This window comes from Aeromonas sp. sif2433, assembly GCF_019218705.1.
GTDB lineage: Bacteria > Pseudomonadota > Gammaproteobacteria > Enterobacterales > Aeromonadaceae > Aeromonas > Aeromonas encheleia.
Genome location: NZ_JAHUXD010000014.1, coordinates 58525 through 73335, shown reverse-complemented (window position 1 = coordinate 73335; position 14811 = coordinate 58525). Strand labels below are relative to the sequence as shown.

The following is a 14811-nucleotide window of genomic DNA, read 5'->3' as shown; positions in this document are numbered from 1 at the left end:
CCACACAGATTGCTTGATTCAAATTGTTAAAGAGCGTCACGCTTATCGCGTTGAGGAGGCGCATATTACGCTCCTCACTTCGAAAGTCAAGCGCTTGTTTTCGCTTTTCTTTCGGCGCCCACTTCACAAGGAAGCTGGCTCATCAGTCCGGCGTGTTCTGCCGTGCTGGTAGGGGCGCATTATAGGGAGCCAGGCCGGGATGACAAGAGGAAATCTGCGAAAAATGGCACTTTTTGCCGTTTAGTGGTTCGAATGCCTATTTATCAAACAAAAAGCCCCGCATCGGCGGGGCGTTAACGAGCAATGGCGCGGGTTTGCTACCTTTTTGACCAGAACTCCCGTGCAAAACTGCGCACCTTTTCCCAATCGGTAAACTCGAGATCCTTGCTGGTGTCCGTGCTGCCCCCAGTCAACCTCATGATCAGCTGGATGATGCGGGTCTGCCACCAGTTATAGCGGGAGTATTGCAGCGCACCGGCAAACACCCCCAGCGTCTTCGGCTTCCACGGCGAGAGGCGCAGGAACTTCTTCATATAAGCATTGGTTTGCGGTGTCTGCTTCTCGGGCTTGCGCGCCGTCAGGTTGACACAGAAGAAGGCCGCATTGGCCACTTCCAGCTGTTCATGATGTGCATGGATAAAGTTGAGCAGGCTGGGATGGAAGTTGCCGTAACGAATGGAGGCGCCGATCAACACCTTCTTGAACTTGCTGAGGTTGCACATGGGCAGGGTATGCAGGTCATGCATCACCACCTCGCATCCTGGCATCTCTTCCAGCATGGCATCCACGATTTTCCGTGTTTGGCCGTCCCGCGAAGAATAAAGCACCAAAATCTTATCCATACCTACCTCAACTACGCCAGAATGCAGGAGTAAACAGTACCAGAAGTGTGAAAATTTCCAATCGACCAAACAGCATGGCGACCACCAGGATCCACTGGGCCGTCGCCGAGATATTGCCAAAGTTGCTGGAGACCTCACCCAAGCCAGGCCCCACGTTGGTGAAGGCGGCCGCCACGGCCGTGAACGCGGTCACCTCGTTCAACCCCGTCATCAGCAACAGCAGCATGAAGATGAAGAACAGGATGATATAGGTGGCGAAGTAGCCCCACACCGCCTCGACGATCCGCTCCGGCACCGCCCGCCGCCCCAGTTTGAGGGTATAGATGGCGCGTGGGTGCACCAGCCGCTTGAGCTCACGCATCCCCTGCAGGAACAGGATCATGAAGCGCATCACCTTGATGCCGCCCCCGGTGCTGCCCGCGCAGCAGCCAATAAAGGCGGAAAACATCAGCAGCATGGGCAGGAAGGAAGGCCAGTCGGCGTAGCTGGTCGTGCTGTAGCCCGTGGTCGTCCCGAGAGAGACCGCCTGGAACAGGCCGTGGTTGAGTGCCTCCTGCCAGGTGGCGTAGTGGCCGTGGAGCAGCAGGGAGACGAAGCAGATCAGCACCAGCACCCCTTGAATGGCCAGAAATACCTTCAATTCCGAATCACGCAGATAACTGCTCAGCCGGACCGGCTTGTGGGCGAACACCATGAAGTGCAGGGCAAAGTTGACACTGGCCAGCAGCAGGAACAGCACCGTGATCAGGTTGATGGCCGGGCTGTTGAAGAAGCCGATGCTGGCATCGTGGGTCGAAAAGCCCCCCACCGACAGGGTGGAGAAGGAGTGGCAGATGGCATCGAACAGGGTCATGCCGGCCATCCAGTAGGCCAGGGCGCAGAGCGACGTCAGCAGCAGATAGATGAACCAGAGCGCCTTGGCCGTCTCGGCGATGCGCGGGGTGACCTTGTTGTCCTTGACCGGCCCCGGGATCTCGGCACGGTAGAGCTGCATGCCCCCGATACCGAGCAGCGGCAGGATGGCGACCGCCAGCACTATGATCCCCATGCCCCCCAGCCACTGCAGCAGTTGGCGATAGAAGAGGAAGGCCTTGGGCAGGTTGTCCAGCCCGGTCAGCACGGTCGCGCCCGTGGTCGTCAGGCCGGAGAAGGATTCGAAGAAGGCCTCCGAGACCGTCATGCCGGGCACCTCTCCCAGCAGGAACGGCAAGGCCCCCACGCTGCCCAGCACGACCCAGAACAGCACGACGATAAGAAAACCCTCCTTGGAGCGGAGGTCTTTCTTATGATGGCGGTTCGGGAACCAGAGCAGGGCACCGAGCAACAGGGCGATGAAGAAGGAATTGACAAACTCGGCACCGCCACCGTCACGGTATCCAAAAGCGACCATCGCGGGCAGCAGCATGGTCGAACTGAATAACGCGACCAGTAGGCCAACGATACGAATAATGCTCAGAATCTGCATTCTGGCTCCCTCTTCAGGCTAAAAGAGCGATGGATTCTAGCCATCTAAGGGACGAAGAGATACCCGGCCATGAGTCCTATCTGTCAGTTCCTGGGCAATCCGGGTCCAGATGGCGGCATCCCAGGACACCTGCAGACGGACCTGCTGACCATAATCGGCCGTCAGCAACTGACCCTGATGGGCGGAGATCAGCGCCTCCACCGCGCCCATGTCGGTATAGTCACAGCAGATAAGGGAGCTGGCTTGCGGGCGTTGAATCCGGGTCTCGAGCAGCTTGAGCGCCGCCCCCACCCCGCCGCCATAGGCCTTGACCAGGCCGCCGGTGCCCAGCAGTACGCCACCGTAGTAACGCACCACCACGGCCGCGATCTCGCCGACACCTGAGCCCATCAGCTGGGCCAGCATGGGCTTGCCCGCCGTGCCCGAGGGTTCACCGTCATCGCTGAAACCGTACACCTGGCTATCCTGTGGCGCCCCGGCGACAAAGGCCCAGCAGTGATGCCGGGCCGTTGGGTGTTGCCGCTTGACCTCGCCGATCCAGGACTTGGCATCCTCGACAGTGGGGGTGTGAGCCAGCAGGGTGATGAAGCGACTCTTCTTGATCTCCTCACTCGACTCCATTGGCGCCGCCGGAATGGCATAGGCTACCGCCATCAGAGCCCCGCTTGTCTGGTGAGATTCTCCACCCCGTTGGCATGCAGCACCACGTTGTCCTCGATGCGAATGCCACCGAAGGGACGCAGCGCCTCCACCTTGTTCCAGTTGACACGCTTGCCCTGCTCGCCCTGACGCAGCGGCTCCAGCAGGCTGTCGATGAAGTAGAGGCCTGGCTCGATAGTAAACACCTGACCCACCTCCATCACCCGAGTACAGCGCAGGTAGGGGAACTGCTCGGGCGCCGGCAGATGGGTGCCGCGCTCGTCCTGCATGAAGCCGCCCGCATCGTGTACCTGCAGGCCGAGGAAGTGGCCGAGGCCGTGGGGGAAGAACACATTGGTGACGCCGGTGTGAATCATCTCGTCCACCGACATGTCCACCAACTCCACAGCCTGCAACAGGCGCGCCAGCCTGTGGTGCATCTGCAGGTGTAGCTCGCTGTAGCGGCGACCCGGTTTGATCTCCTCGATGATCTCCTGCTGCTGCGCATCCAGCGCCGCGATCAGATCGGCGAACTCGCCACGGCGCCAGGCCCAGGTGCGGGTGATGTCGGAGGCATAGCCGTGATAATCCACCCCGGCATCGATCAGGAAGGAGTGGCGCTCCGCATCCGGTACCCGCTGGGTAGACAGATGGGTGTAATGGAGGATGGCCGCGTTGCGGTTGATGGCGATGATGTTGCCATAGGGTGCCTCATTGGCGCCCTGCCCAACCGCCTTCATATAGGACAGGTTGATCTCGAACTCGCTCGCCCCGGCCATGAAGGAGTCCTTGGCGGCGATATGGCCGCGCACGCCGATGCGGTTCGCCTCGCGCAGGCACTCCAGCTCATAGGGCGTCTTGTAGGCGCGGTGATAGTGCAGGTAGTTGAGCACGGCCTCCGGATTGGGCTGGCCCAGCCCCAGCAGCTGGCCCACCTCGAGATGACCGCCCAGATAGGCCCACTCCTGCTTGTCGGCGGGTAGATGATCCGCCACCTGCTCCGGCTTGGTCAGGAAGCGAATGTCGAAGAAGTCGACCCAGAAGGCATTGGGCAGGTCCGCCACCTTGTGCCAGAAATCCACCGGGCGATAGAACAGCAAGACCGGCTTGCTCACCCCATCCACCAGCAGCCAGCAATGGGGATTGTCCAGCACCGGCAACCAGGCCTTGAAGTGTGGATTGACCTTGAAGGGGTAATCCTGATCGTCGAGGAAGATGCGGTGGGTCTGGCCCGAATGAATGGCCAGGCCGCCGAGCCCCTGCTGTTGCAGTATGTCGCGGGTGCGTTGCTGTAGGGTGTCGAGGTGCTGGGCAAAAAGTTGACTGTAACTGCTCATGGCGTCCTGCTCCGGGCAAATGTGGCTTCAGCATAACATCAAGCGAATTCTGGCTCGAACCGTCAAGCTGTCGCTTCGTGAGGTAACGCATAGGTTACAAGGATTTTGTTATGAAACAAAAACCAACCATTAACAAATAAAGAACAATTCAATACACTGCCAGCAGATATAAGCAGTCAGGAACAATTCATGCACAACCTTTGCCTGTGGCAGCCGGATCAGGACAGGATGCAAAGCTCCAACCTCCATCAGTTTATGGCCGAGGTCAACCACTTCCACGACCTGCAGCTGCGTAGCTATGCCGACCTGTACCAATGGTCGGTGGAGAAGACCACCCGCTTCTGGCCGCTGGTGTGGCAGCACTGTGGCGTCAAGGGCGAGCTGGGCAACATAGTGGCGGAGAACCGCCAGGACATGCAGCGCTCCCGCTGGTTCCCGGACAGTCGCCTCAACTTCGCCGAGAACCTGCTGCGCCGCCAGGACGAGAGCCCGGCCATCATCTCCCGCATCGAGGGAGGGGCGAGCCAGACCCTGAGCTGGGCCGAGCTGGGGGCGCGTGTCGCCCGCCTGAGCCAGTGGTTGAGTGCGCAGGGCATAGGGCGCGGCGATGTGGTCGCCGCCTATCTGCCCAATATTCCGGAGGCCGTGATCGCCATGCTGGCCACCACCAGCCTGGGGGCGGTCTGGACCTCTACCAGCCCCGATTTCGGCGAGGCCAGCGTGGTGGAGCGCTTCGGTCAGACCCGGCCCCGGGTGCTGTTCGCAGTGGACGGTTATCGTTACAACGGCAAGGGTATCGACATTCAGGCCAAGGTGGCCAGCGTGGTCGGCCAGATCGACAGCATAGAGCAGACGGTGATGATCCCGCTGCTCGGCCATCCCCTGCTGCTCGGCCAGGATTGGCAACAGATCCTGGCCAGCCAGCCGGACGCCAGCCTCAGCTTCGAACCCATGGGCTTCAACGATCCGCTCTACATCCTCTATTCGTCAGGCACCACAGGCAAACCCAAGTGCATAGTCCACGGCATCGGCGGCACCCTGCTGCAGCACCTCAAGGAGCATCAGCTGCACTGCGACGTCAAGCCGGAGGAGCGGGTGTTCTACTTCACCACCTGCGGCTGGATGATGTGGAACTGGCTGGTGAGCGCCCTCGCCTCCGGCGCCACCCTGGTGCTCTACGACGGCTCTCCCTTCTACCCGGACGGCAACGTACTCTGGGATCTGGCCCGCGACGAACAGGTCAGCCTGTTCGGCACCTCCGCCAAGTACCTGGATGCCTTGCACAAGCAGGGTTATGCCCCGATCAAGACCCATGAGCTGCCGGCCCTGCGGCTGATCTGCAGCACCGGCTCAGTGCTCTCGCCGGAGGGGTTCGACTACGTCTATCAGGGGATCAAAAAAGATGTACAGCTCAGCTCCATCTCCGGCGGCACCGACATCTGCTCCTGCTTCGTCATCGGCAACCCCTTGAGCCCTGTCTATCGCGGCGAGAGCCAGGGCCGTGGTCTGGGGCTGGCGGTGCAGGTGTTCAACGAGGCGGGCCAGCCGGTGCAGGGCGAGAAGGGGGAGCTGGTCTGCACCAAGCCGTTCCCGGCCCAGCCCATCTACTTCTGGGGCGACGAGGACGGCGACAAGTATCACGCCGCCTACTTCGATCGCTTCGACAACATCTGGTGCCACGGCGACTGGATCGAGCTGACCGACACCGGCGGCGTCCTCTTCTATGGCCGCTCAGATGCCACCCTCAACCCGGGTGGCGTCCGCATCGGCACCAGCGAGATCTACCGCTACGTGGAGCTGCTGGACGAGGTGGAGGAGAGCATCGTCATCGGCCAGCAGTGGCAGCAGGACGAACGGGTGGTGCTGTTCGTCAAGCTCAGGGCCGGGCTGCGGCTCGATGAGCTGCTGCGTGAGCGCATCCGCCAGCAGATCCGCCAGCACTGCACCGCCCGCCATGTGCCTGCCCGCATCCTGCAGGTGGATGCCATTCCCCGTACCAAGTCCGGCAAGATAGTGGAGCTGGCGGTGCGCGAGGTGGTGCACAACAGGCCCGTCAACAACACCCATGCCCTCGCCGATCCCGAGGTATTGAACCAGTACCGCGACCGGCCGGAACTGGCCAGCTGAGCCGGACCAGCAGAATAAAGGCGCCTCCTGGCGCCTTTATTCTGTCTCGTCACCCAGAACGAGTTTTTACTCGAGATCTGTTAAACAATTGTTTTAAATAGGTGTTGAAATTGTCTTATTTTGGATCAATAGTGAGCCTCGCCCCCTGCTGGGGAGAAAGGAGCAAAGCCCCCCACCGCGTGGGAACAAGGAGACACTCTCATGATCTACCAAGGCGAAACCCTGTCGGTCAGCTACCTCGAACACGGCATTGCCGAGCTGAGGTTTGATGCCCCGGGTTCAGTCAACAAGCTGGATCGCGCTACCCTGCTCTCGCTGAGCGAAGCGATCGCCGCATTACAACAAGAACGTGAACTAAAAGGTCTGATCCTCACCTCTGGCAAAGACGCCTTTATCGTCGGCGCCGACATCACCGAATTCCTGGAACTGTTCGATCTGCCGCAAGAAGACTTGCTCGGCTGGCTGAAGAAAGCCAACGACATCTTCAGTGCCATCGAAGATCTGCCAGTACCGACCCTGTCCGCCATCAAGGGCCACGCCCTGGGCGGCGGCTGCGAAACCATACTGTCCACCGATTTCCGTCTGGCTGACACCACCGCCAGGATCGGCCTGCCCGAGACCAAACTCGGCATCATGCCGGGCTTTGGCGGCACAGTCCGCCTGCCACGGGTGATCGGTGCCGACAACGCGCTGGAGTGGATCACCACCGGCAAGGATGTCCGTGCCGATGATGCCCTCAAGGTGGGTGCCATCGATGCCGTGGTCGCCCCGGATGCCCTGCACGGCGCCGCCCTGCAGATGATGAGAGACGCCATCGCCGGCAAACTGGACTGGCAGGGCCGTCGCGCCGCCAAGAAGGCACCGCTGCGCCTCTCCAAGCTGGAAGCCATGATGAGCTTCAGCACCGCCGCCGGCATGGTCGCCGCGGTGGCAGGCAAGCACTACCCGGCCCCGATGATGGCCGTGAAGACGGTCGAGGCCGCCGCCGGCATGAGCCGCGACGAGGCCCTCGTTGTCGAGGCGCAAGGTTTCATCAAGCTCGCGAAGACCGACGTGGCCAAGGCCCTGGTCGGCATCTTCCTGAACGATCAGCACATCAAGGCGCTGGCCAAGAAGGCTGCCAAGCAGGCTGCCAAGGCCACCAGCCACGCCGCTGTGCTCGGTGCCGGCATCATGGGGGGCGGCATCGCCTACCAGTCCGCCAGCAAGGGCATTCCGGCGGTGATGAAGGACATCAACGAGAAGGCGCTGGCGCTTGGCATGGGCGAAGCCACCAAGCTGCTCAACGGCCAGCTCGAGAAGGGCCGCATCGACGGCATCAAGATGGGCCAGGTGCTCTCCGCCATCACACCCACCCTGAGCTATGACAGCGTCAAGCACGTGGATCTGGTGGTCGAGGCCGTGGTCGAGAATCCCAAGGTGAAGGCCGCCGTGCTGGGCGAAGTGGAAGCCATCATAGGTGATGACGCCGTGCTCGCCAGCAACACCTCCACCATCCCCATCTCCCTGCTGGCCAAGGGGCTGAAGCGCCCCGAGAACTTCTGCGGCATGCACTTCTTCAACCCGGTGCATCGCATGCCCCTGGTGGAGATCATCCGCGGCGAGCAGACCAGCGATGACACCATCAACCGCGTGGTGGCCTACGCCGCCGCCATGGGCAAGTCGCCGGTGGTGGTCAACGACTGCCCTGGCTTCTTCGTCAACCGGGTGCTGTTCCCCTACTTCTTCGGCTTCAACCAGCTGGTCGCCGATGGCGCCGACTTCGCCGCCGTCGACAAGGTGATGGAGCGAGAGTTCGGCTGGCCCATGGGCCCGGCCTACCTGCTGGACGTGGTCGGCATCGATACCGGTCACCATGCCGGTGACGTCATGGCGCAGGGTTTCCCGGCGCGCATGAGCAAGACCAGCCGCACCGCCATCGATGTGATGTATGACGCCAGCCGCTTCGGTCAGAAGAATGGCAAGGGCTTCTACGCCTACGAGCAGGACAAGAAGGGCAAGCCGAAGAAGGTGGCCGATGTCGCCGCTTACGAGCTGCTGGCCCCCATTGCCAAGCCGAAACAGGATTACGACAAGGACGCCATCATCGCCCGCATGATGATCCCCATGATCAACGAAGTGGTGCTCTGCCTGGAGGAAGGCATAGTCGCCACCCCGGCGGAAGCGGACATCGCGCTGGTCTATGGGCTGGGCTTCCCTCCCTTCCGTGGTGGCGTGTTCCGCTATCTGGACACCATAGGTCTGGATCGTTACGTGGCCATGGCCGACCAGTATGCCGATCTGGGCCCGCTCTACCGCGTCAGCGACAAGCTGCGTGCGATGGCCGCCCAGGGCAAAACCTTCTACTGATTGCGGAGAGGAGATCCATTCATGAAAGACGTAGTCATTGTCGACTGTATCCGGACCCCCATGGGCCGGTCCAAGGGCGGCGCCTTCCGCAACGTGCGTGCAGAAGATCTGTCCGCGCACCTGATGAGCTCCATCCTGCTGCGCAACCCCAACCTCGATCCGAACGAGATCGAGGACATCTACTGGGGCTGCGTGCAGCAGACCCTGGAGCAGGGCTTCAACATCGCCCGCAACGCGGCCCTGCTGGCCGGCATTCCCAAGCAGGTCGGCGCCGTCACCGTCAACCGCCTGTGCGGCTCCAGCATGCAGGCGCTGCACGATGCCTCCCGCGCCATCCAGGTGGGTGACGGGGACATCTTCATCATCGGCGGCGTCGAGCACATGGGTCACGTGCCCATGAGCCACGGCGTCGACTTCCACCCCGGCATGGCCAAAACGGTGGCCAAGGCCTCCGGCATGATGGGGCTGACCGCCGAGATGCTGGGCAAGCTGCACGGCATCAGCCGTCAGCAGCAGGACGAGTTTGCCGCCCGCTCCCACCGCCGCGCCCATGCCGCCACCCTGGAAGGACGCTTCGCCAGGGAGATCGTCGGGCTGGAAGGCCATGACGCCAGCGGCGCCCGCTTCTTCTACGACTACGACGAGGTGATCCGGCCTGAGACCACGGTCGAGACCCTGGGCCAGCTGCGCCCGGTGTTCGACCCGGTCAACGGCACCGTCACCGCCGGCACCTCCTCGGCCCTGTCCGACGGCGCCGCCGCCATGCTGGTGATGAGCGCGGATCGGGCCAAGGCACTGGGGCTGACCCCCCGTGCCAGGGTACGAGCCATGGCCATCGCTGGCTGCGACGCCGCCATCATGGGTTACGGCCCGGTGCCCGCCACCCAGAAGGCGCTCAAGCGGGCCGGTCTGACCGTCGGCGACATCGACCTGTTCGAGTTGAACGAGGCCTTCGCCGCCCAGTCCCTGCCCTGCGTCAAGGATCTGGGGCTGCAGGATCTGGTGGACGAGAAGGTGAACCTGAACGGCGGCGCCATCGCCCTGGGCCACCCGCTCGGCTGCTCCGGTGCCCGCATCTCCACCACCCTGATCAACCTGATGGAAGAGAAGGATGCCACCCTGGGGGTCGCGACCATGTGTATCGGTCTGGGCCAGGGCATCGCCACCGTGTTCGAGCGGGTGTGATGAACTGAAAGTCGCTGATCCGGCCATCTCGGCTAGATCAGGGTATCGCCCGCACTCGTGGGTGAGGGCGATACCGAATTGTCTGCTGTGGGGTCGGCCTGACCGACCCGTCATCGAGTCTGTGGAGATCGCCACACGGGGTGATCTCCTGCCGTCGGAATCTGCGTGTTGGCCGCCCCGTTTGGGTCGGCCTTTTTTCTTCTCAACCCCGGATCTGGGGCTATATTGCCCATAACCTCACATTAGGAGGGGGGCTTGCTTGCTTTTTGCCCCCTCGACAGGTTCAATCTGCACAAAAAAATGGGTGGATGCACATACATATGTCAACGAGCAAACAATTGCTGATCGTCGACGACGACCAAGAGATCCGCGAGCTGCTCAACGAATACCTGAGCCGGGCCGGCTTTCAGGTATTGACGGCGGCAGGGGGCGACGAGATGCGTCAGCAACTCGCCCAGCACAGCCCGGATCTGATCATTCTGGACATCATGATGCCCGGCGACGACGGCTTTACCCTCTGCCAGCAGATCCGTCGCGACTCTCAGGTGCCCATCATCATGCTGACCGCCGCCTCCGATGAGGCGGATCGGGTGATCGGCCTCGAACTCGGCGCCGACGACTACATCGCCAAGCCGTTCAGCCCGCGCGAGCTGCAGGCCCGCATCAAGGCGCTGCTGCGCCGGGCCGAGTTCCGCCAGCCGGAAAAAGAGAAGGAGCCGAGCCGTCGCCTGCGCTTCGCCGACTGGACTCTGGACACCCTGAGCCATCAGCTGACCCACGACGACGGCAGCCTGCTGGATCTCTCCGGCAGCGATGCCCTGCTGCTCGGCATGTTCCTGCAGCAGCCCGGCGTGGTGCTGGACCGAGACACCATCTCGGATGCCACCCGTGGCCGCGAGAGCCTGCCGATGGAGCGCGGCATCGACGTGCAGATCAGCCGCCTGCGCCAGAAGCTCGGTGACAACGGCAAGAGCCCGCGCATCATCAAGACCATACGGGGCAGCGGCTACATGCTGATCGCCGAAGTCCACGAGATCCCATGAAAGACCAGACGTTCTGGCAGGCGCAGCGCCATAGCTGCGGCTACCCGCTGATCGACAAGAGGCACGAGATCCCATGAAAAGCCGGCGGTTCTGGCAGGCGCTGGTGCCCCGCTCCCTGCTGTCGCGGATGCTGTTGCTGTTGCTGCTCGCCATCCTGCTCTCCCAGACCATACTCACCGGCATCTGGATGCAGCAGATCCAGAAGCGGGAGCTGGAAGGCATGCTCAGCACCACCCGCAACCTGGCGCTGTCGGCCGCCTCCACCGTCAACTTCTTCAAGTCCCTGCCGCTGCAGTACCGCCATATCGCGCTGGACCAGCTGCGCAACATGGGGGGCAGCCGCTTCTTCGTGTCGCTGAACGAGGAGGAGATCCACATCAGCGCCATCCCGGACAGCGAGCGCAAGACGCTGGTGCTGAAGGAGGTGGAGGAGGTGCTCGCCCGCAAGCTCTCCGACGCCATGGCCATCAAGGTGGATTTCTCCCGTCCGGAAGAGCTGCACGTCTTCAACAACGACACCCTGCTGGCGGATCTGCCCTCCTCCTGGGCCCGCTACACCCTCTCCCTCGAACCCATCAATCCCCCGGTGCTGGTGACCCAGATCGAGATAGAGCCGGGGGAGTGGCTCTACCTGGCGGCCCTGTTGCCCGCCCCCTACATGACGCTCGACGATACCGTGATGCCGAGCAACCAGGTGCGCTTCATCGCCCTGATGACGGTGTTCCTCTGCTTCTTCACCTTCCTGCTGGTACGCTGGCAGACCCGGCCCCTGCGCCGGCTCGCCAAGGCGGCGGTCAATCTCGGCAAGGACATCGATCAGCCTCCCCTCAAGGAGGAAGGGGCCTCCGAGATAGTGGCGGCGACCCGCGCCTTCAACATCATGCAGCAGCGTATCCGCCGCTTCATCGATGACAGGGAGCGACTGTTCAGCTCCATCTCCCACGATCTCAAGACCCCCATCACCCGGCTGCGGCTGCGGGTCGAACTGCTCGACAACGAGACCCAGATCGCCAAGTTCAGCAAGGATCTCGACGAGCTGGAGCTGATGGTGAAGGGGGCGCTGCAGACGGTGAAGGAGACCGACATCCACGAGAACATCGAGCTTATCGACGTCAACCTCCTGCTGGAGCAGATGGCCGAGGCCATGAACCTGCACGAGGACCGGCTCACCATAGAGGGGCACTGCAAGTGGCCCTATCGCGGCAAGCTGCTGGCGCTCAAGCGCTGCATCGGCAATCTGGTGGACAATGGCATCAAATATGGCCAGAAGGTGCGCATCATCATCATGGATGACGAAGAGATGCTGATCCTGTTCATCATGGACGAAGGTCAGGGCCTGCCGGAAGATCAGCTGGAGCGCATCTTCGAACCCTACTACCGGTTGAGCTCGGATCCCTCGGGGACCGGTCTCGGCCTCGGCATCGCCCGCAACATCGCCCACGCCCACGGCGGCGATCTGGTGCTGGAAAATCGCCCGCAGGGTGGCCTGCAGGCCACCCTCTCCCTACCAAGGTAGTAACCTTATGAAGTGGTTGTCTTTTTCTGTCATAGCCCTGTTGTCCCTGCCGGTCGGCGCCGCCCAGGTGGAGGTGCTGCACTGGTGGACGTCCGGCGGTGAAGCCAGGGCGGTGGAGGTGCTCAAGTCGGAATGGGCGGAGCGCGGCAACCAGTGGAACGACTTCGCGGTGCAGGGCGGCGGCGGCAAGAGCGCCATGACGGTGCTCAAGAGCCGGGCGCTGGCGGCCAACCCGCCGGAGGCGGCGCACCTCAAGGGCTATGAATTGCACGAGTGGGCCGGGCTCGGCTTCCTGCGCGACCTCAGCCCCATGGCCGAACACCTCGGCTGGTACCCGCAGCTCTCCCCCATGGTGCGCGAAACCCTCAGCCAGAACGGCGCCCTGATGGCGGTACCGACCGGCATCCACAGAGTCAACTGGCTGTGGCTCAACCGCAAGGTGTTCGAGCGGCTGGGGCTGACCCCGCCCACCGACTGGAACCAATTCGTGGCGGTGGCGGAGCAGCTCAAGGCGCAGGGGGTAGCGCCGCTCGCTATCGGCAACGAGCCCTGGCAACTGGCGGTGCTGTTCGAAACGGTGGCGCTGGGGGAAGGCGGCAAGGCGTTCTACCGCAAGGCCTTCCTGGAGCAGGACGAGGCGACCCTGACCGGACCCGACATGGTGCGGGTGCTGACCCGCTTCCAGCAGTTGCGCGGCTACGTGCCGGAGAAGTATGCCGGGCTGAAGTGGCACCAGGCCACCAACCTGCTGGAGAGTGGCGGCGCCGCCATGCAGATCATGGGGGACTGGGTGAAGGGGGAGCTGAGCGCCGGCAACTATCGGCCAGGGGAGGATATCGAATGCCTGCCCAGCCCGGGTAGCCAGGGGCTGTTCAGCTACAACCTGGACTCCATCGCCATGTTCAAGCAGCGGGATCCCGCCCAGATACAGGCCCAGGGCGAGCTGGCCCAGTTGCTGATGACGCCGAAATTCCAGGAGGAGTTCAACCGGGTGAAGGGTTCCATCCCCGCCCTCAACCAGCCGGACATGAGCAGGTTCGATCGCTGCGCCATCCGCTCCTACGAGGACTTCCGGCTGGCGGAGCGCGATGGCAACCTGCTGCCCAGCATGGCGGAGGGGATGGCCACGCCGACCAACATGCGCCAGGCGATCATGGACGTGCTGAGCAACTTCTTCAACGATACCAAGGCCAATCCCGAGCAGACGGCGCTGCAGCTGGAGCGCGCCATGCGCTCGACCCGCTCCGGTGCCGAGCAGAAATGACAAAGGCGGATCCTGTCCGCCTTTGAGTACCGGGAGAGCCTGAGTGGCTCAGGAGCGATCGTTCTCGTCTTCGTCCTCGTCGTAGTAGTCGCTGAGCTCGATCCAGAGCCCCAGACCGATCATCACCATGGCACCAAACCAGGTACCAGTGTTTCCAATCGGGCTGCCCAACACTATCATGGCGAAAGACAGGAACCCCATGCCTGCGTAGGCTTGTAATCTGCCGTAGGAGACCTGCATATTCACACCTCCTTGTTGAATATGGTTCAATTTTTATATTACTCATCGAGCCGGGAGTGGATAGGGCCTGATCACATTTTGGTTACATATGCTGCATATCGCCCTGTAATTTGATTATTTTTTCGCCTTGAGTATTATTGGCAGCTGAATTGGTTGAAGGTTGATTATTGATGAGTGCTTTATTCTGCGACGCAACCCATGAATTGGACGCAATCGGGCTTCGTTGCCCCGAACCCGTGATGATGGTGCGCAAGAAAGTGCGGCTGATGGCCGAGGGGGAGACCCTGCTGGTCAGTGCCGACGATCCCTCGACGACCCGCGACATCCCCAGTTTCTGCCGTTTCATGGATCACACCCTGATCGCCAGCGAAACCGAGCAGGCCCCTTATCGCTATCTGATCCGCAAGGGTCAATGAGCCCAGTTCCGGAGCAAACATGACAGCCATTACCCGAATCGGCACCACGGCCCGCTGGTCAGATGTGGTTATCCACAACGGCACCCTCTATGTGGTGGAAGTGCCTGCCACCGAGACCGCCGACATTCACCAGCAGACCCGCGAGGTGCTGGACAGCCTGCAGCGTCTGCTGGAGGCCAACGGCTCCGGCGTCGACAAGATATTGATGGCCAACATCTACCTCAAGGACATCGCCGACATCGCCGCCTTCAACGCGCTGTGGGATGCCTGGCTCCCGGCCGGTACCGCGCCGGTGCGTGCCTGCGTGCAGGCCCGTCTCGCCCACGAAGGCTACAGGGTCGAGGTCCAGCTGACCGCCGCGGTCTGAGTCGAAGCGGATGGCGCCCTC

General features: G+C 62.1%; 13 protein-coding genes. 8 read left to right on the top strand and 5 right to left on the bottom strand.

Annotation, left to right across the window (positions count from 1 at the left end):
* Positions 1 to 317: 317 nt before the first annotated feature.
* From hemG to pepQ, 4 genes are read right to left on the bottom strand one after another with little or no spacing between them, the layout of a single operon-like run.
* On the bottom strand, positions 318 to 842 hold the full coding sequence (gene hemG / locus KW825_RS18390; RefSeq protein ID WP_042651613.1) for a menaquinone-dependent protoporphyrinogen IX dehydrogenase: 525 nt from the start codon (positions 840 to 842) through the stop codon (positions 318 to 320).
* A 7-nt stretch (positions 843 to 849) separates the two neighbouring features.
* Positions 850 to 2307 (bottom strand): TrkH family potassium uptake protein, encoded by a 1458-nt coding sequence (locus KW825_RS18385; protein WP_042651614.1) that lies wholly within the window; start codon positions 2305 to 2307, stop codon positions 850 to 852.
* Positions 2308 to 2343: 36 nt separating this feature from the next.
* Entirely contained in the window at positions 2344 to 2961 is a 618-nt protein-coding gene (locus KW825_RS18380; protein ID WP_218330007.1) for a YigZ family protein, read from the bottom strand.
* Complete coding sequence (gene pepQ, locus KW825_RS18375; RefSeq protein ID WP_218330006.1) at positions 2961 to 4283, bottom strand: Xaa-Pro dipeptidase; 1323 nt, start codon at positions 4281 to 4283, stop codon at positions 2961 to 2963. Before pepQ ends, KW825_RS18380 begins: the two co-directional genes overlap by 1 nt.
* Before the next feature lie 189 nt (positions 4284 to 4472).
* On the opposite strand from pepQ, the gene KW825_RS18370 reads away from it, so the two are divergent.
* The 6 genes from KW825_RS18370 (at position 4473) to KW825_RS18345 (ending at position 13767) form a co-directional block, all read left to right on the top strand.
* Positions 4473 to 6410 (top strand): acetoacetate--CoA ligase, encoded by a 1938-nt coding sequence (locus tag KW825_RS18370; protein ID WP_218330005.1) that lies wholly within the window; start codon positions 4473 to 4475, stop codon positions 6408 to 6410.
* Between the two features lie 201 nt (positions 6411 to 6611).
* The gene (gene fadB, locus KW825_RS18365) at positions 6612 to 8759 is read left to right on the top strand and encodes a fatty acid oxidation complex subunit alpha FadB (protein ID WP_218292662.1); all 2148 of its coding nucleotides are present in this window, start codon (positions 6612 to 6614) and stop codon (positions 8757 to 8759) included.
* 21 nt (positions 8760 to 8780) lie between these two features.
* Positions 8781 to 9944: an acetyl-CoA C-acyltransferase FadA gene (gene fadA / locus KW825_RS18360; protein ID WP_033132552.1), complete on the top strand. Its 1164-nt coding sequence runs from the start codon at positions 8781 to 8783 to the stop codon at positions 9942 to 9944.
* 320 nt (positions 9945 to 10264) lie between these two features.
* Positions 10265 to 10987 carry a response regulator gene (locus KW825_RS18355; RefSeq protein WP_033132551.1) on the top strand — a complete coding sequence of 241 codons (723 nt, stop codon included), beginning with the start codon at positions 10265 to 10267 and terminating at the stop codon, positions 10985 to 10987.
* Positions 10988 to 11060: 73 nt separating this feature from the next.
* The gene (locus KW825_RS18350; RefSeq protein ID WP_042651619.1) at positions 11061 to 12503 is read left to right on the top strand and encodes an ATP-binding protein; all 1443 of its coding nucleotides are present in this window, start codon (positions 11061 to 11063) and stop codon (positions 12501 to 12503) included.
* Between the two features lie 7 nt (positions 12504 to 12510).
* Complete coding sequence (locus tag KW825_RS18345) at positions 12511 to 13767, top strand: ABC transporter substrate-binding protein (RefSeq protein WP_042651620.1); 1257 nt, start codon at positions 12511 to 12513, stop codon at positions 13765 to 13767.
* Between the two features lie 48 nt (positions 13768 to 13815).
* Here KW825_RS18345 and KW825_RS18340 read toward each other — a convergent pair whose 3' ends face one another.
* Positions 13816 to 14007 carry a hypothetical protein gene (locus tag KW825_RS18340; RefSeq protein WP_042651621.1) on the bottom strand — a complete coding sequence of 64 codons (192 nt, stop codon included), beginning with the start codon at positions 14005 to 14007 and terminating at the stop codon, positions 13816 to 13818.
* A gap of 170 nt (positions 14008 to 14177) precedes the next feature.
* On the opposite strand from KW825_RS18340, the gene tusA reads away from it, so the two are divergent.
* Both tusA and KW825_RS18330 read left to right on the top strand, forming a co-directional pair.
* Positions 14178 to 14423: a sulfurtransferase TusA gene (gene tusA, locus KW825_RS18335; RefSeq protein WP_042642635.1), complete on the top strand. Its 246-nt coding sequence runs from the start codon at positions 14178 to 14180 to the stop codon at positions 14421 to 14423.
* A gap of 19 nt (positions 14424 to 14442) precedes the next feature.
* Positions 14443 to 14790: a RidA family protein gene (locus KW825_RS18330; protein WP_218330004.1), complete on the top strand. Its 348-nt coding sequence runs from the start codon at positions 14443 to 14445 to the stop codon at positions 14788 to 14790.
* Positions 14791 to 14811 lie beyond the last annotated feature (21 nt).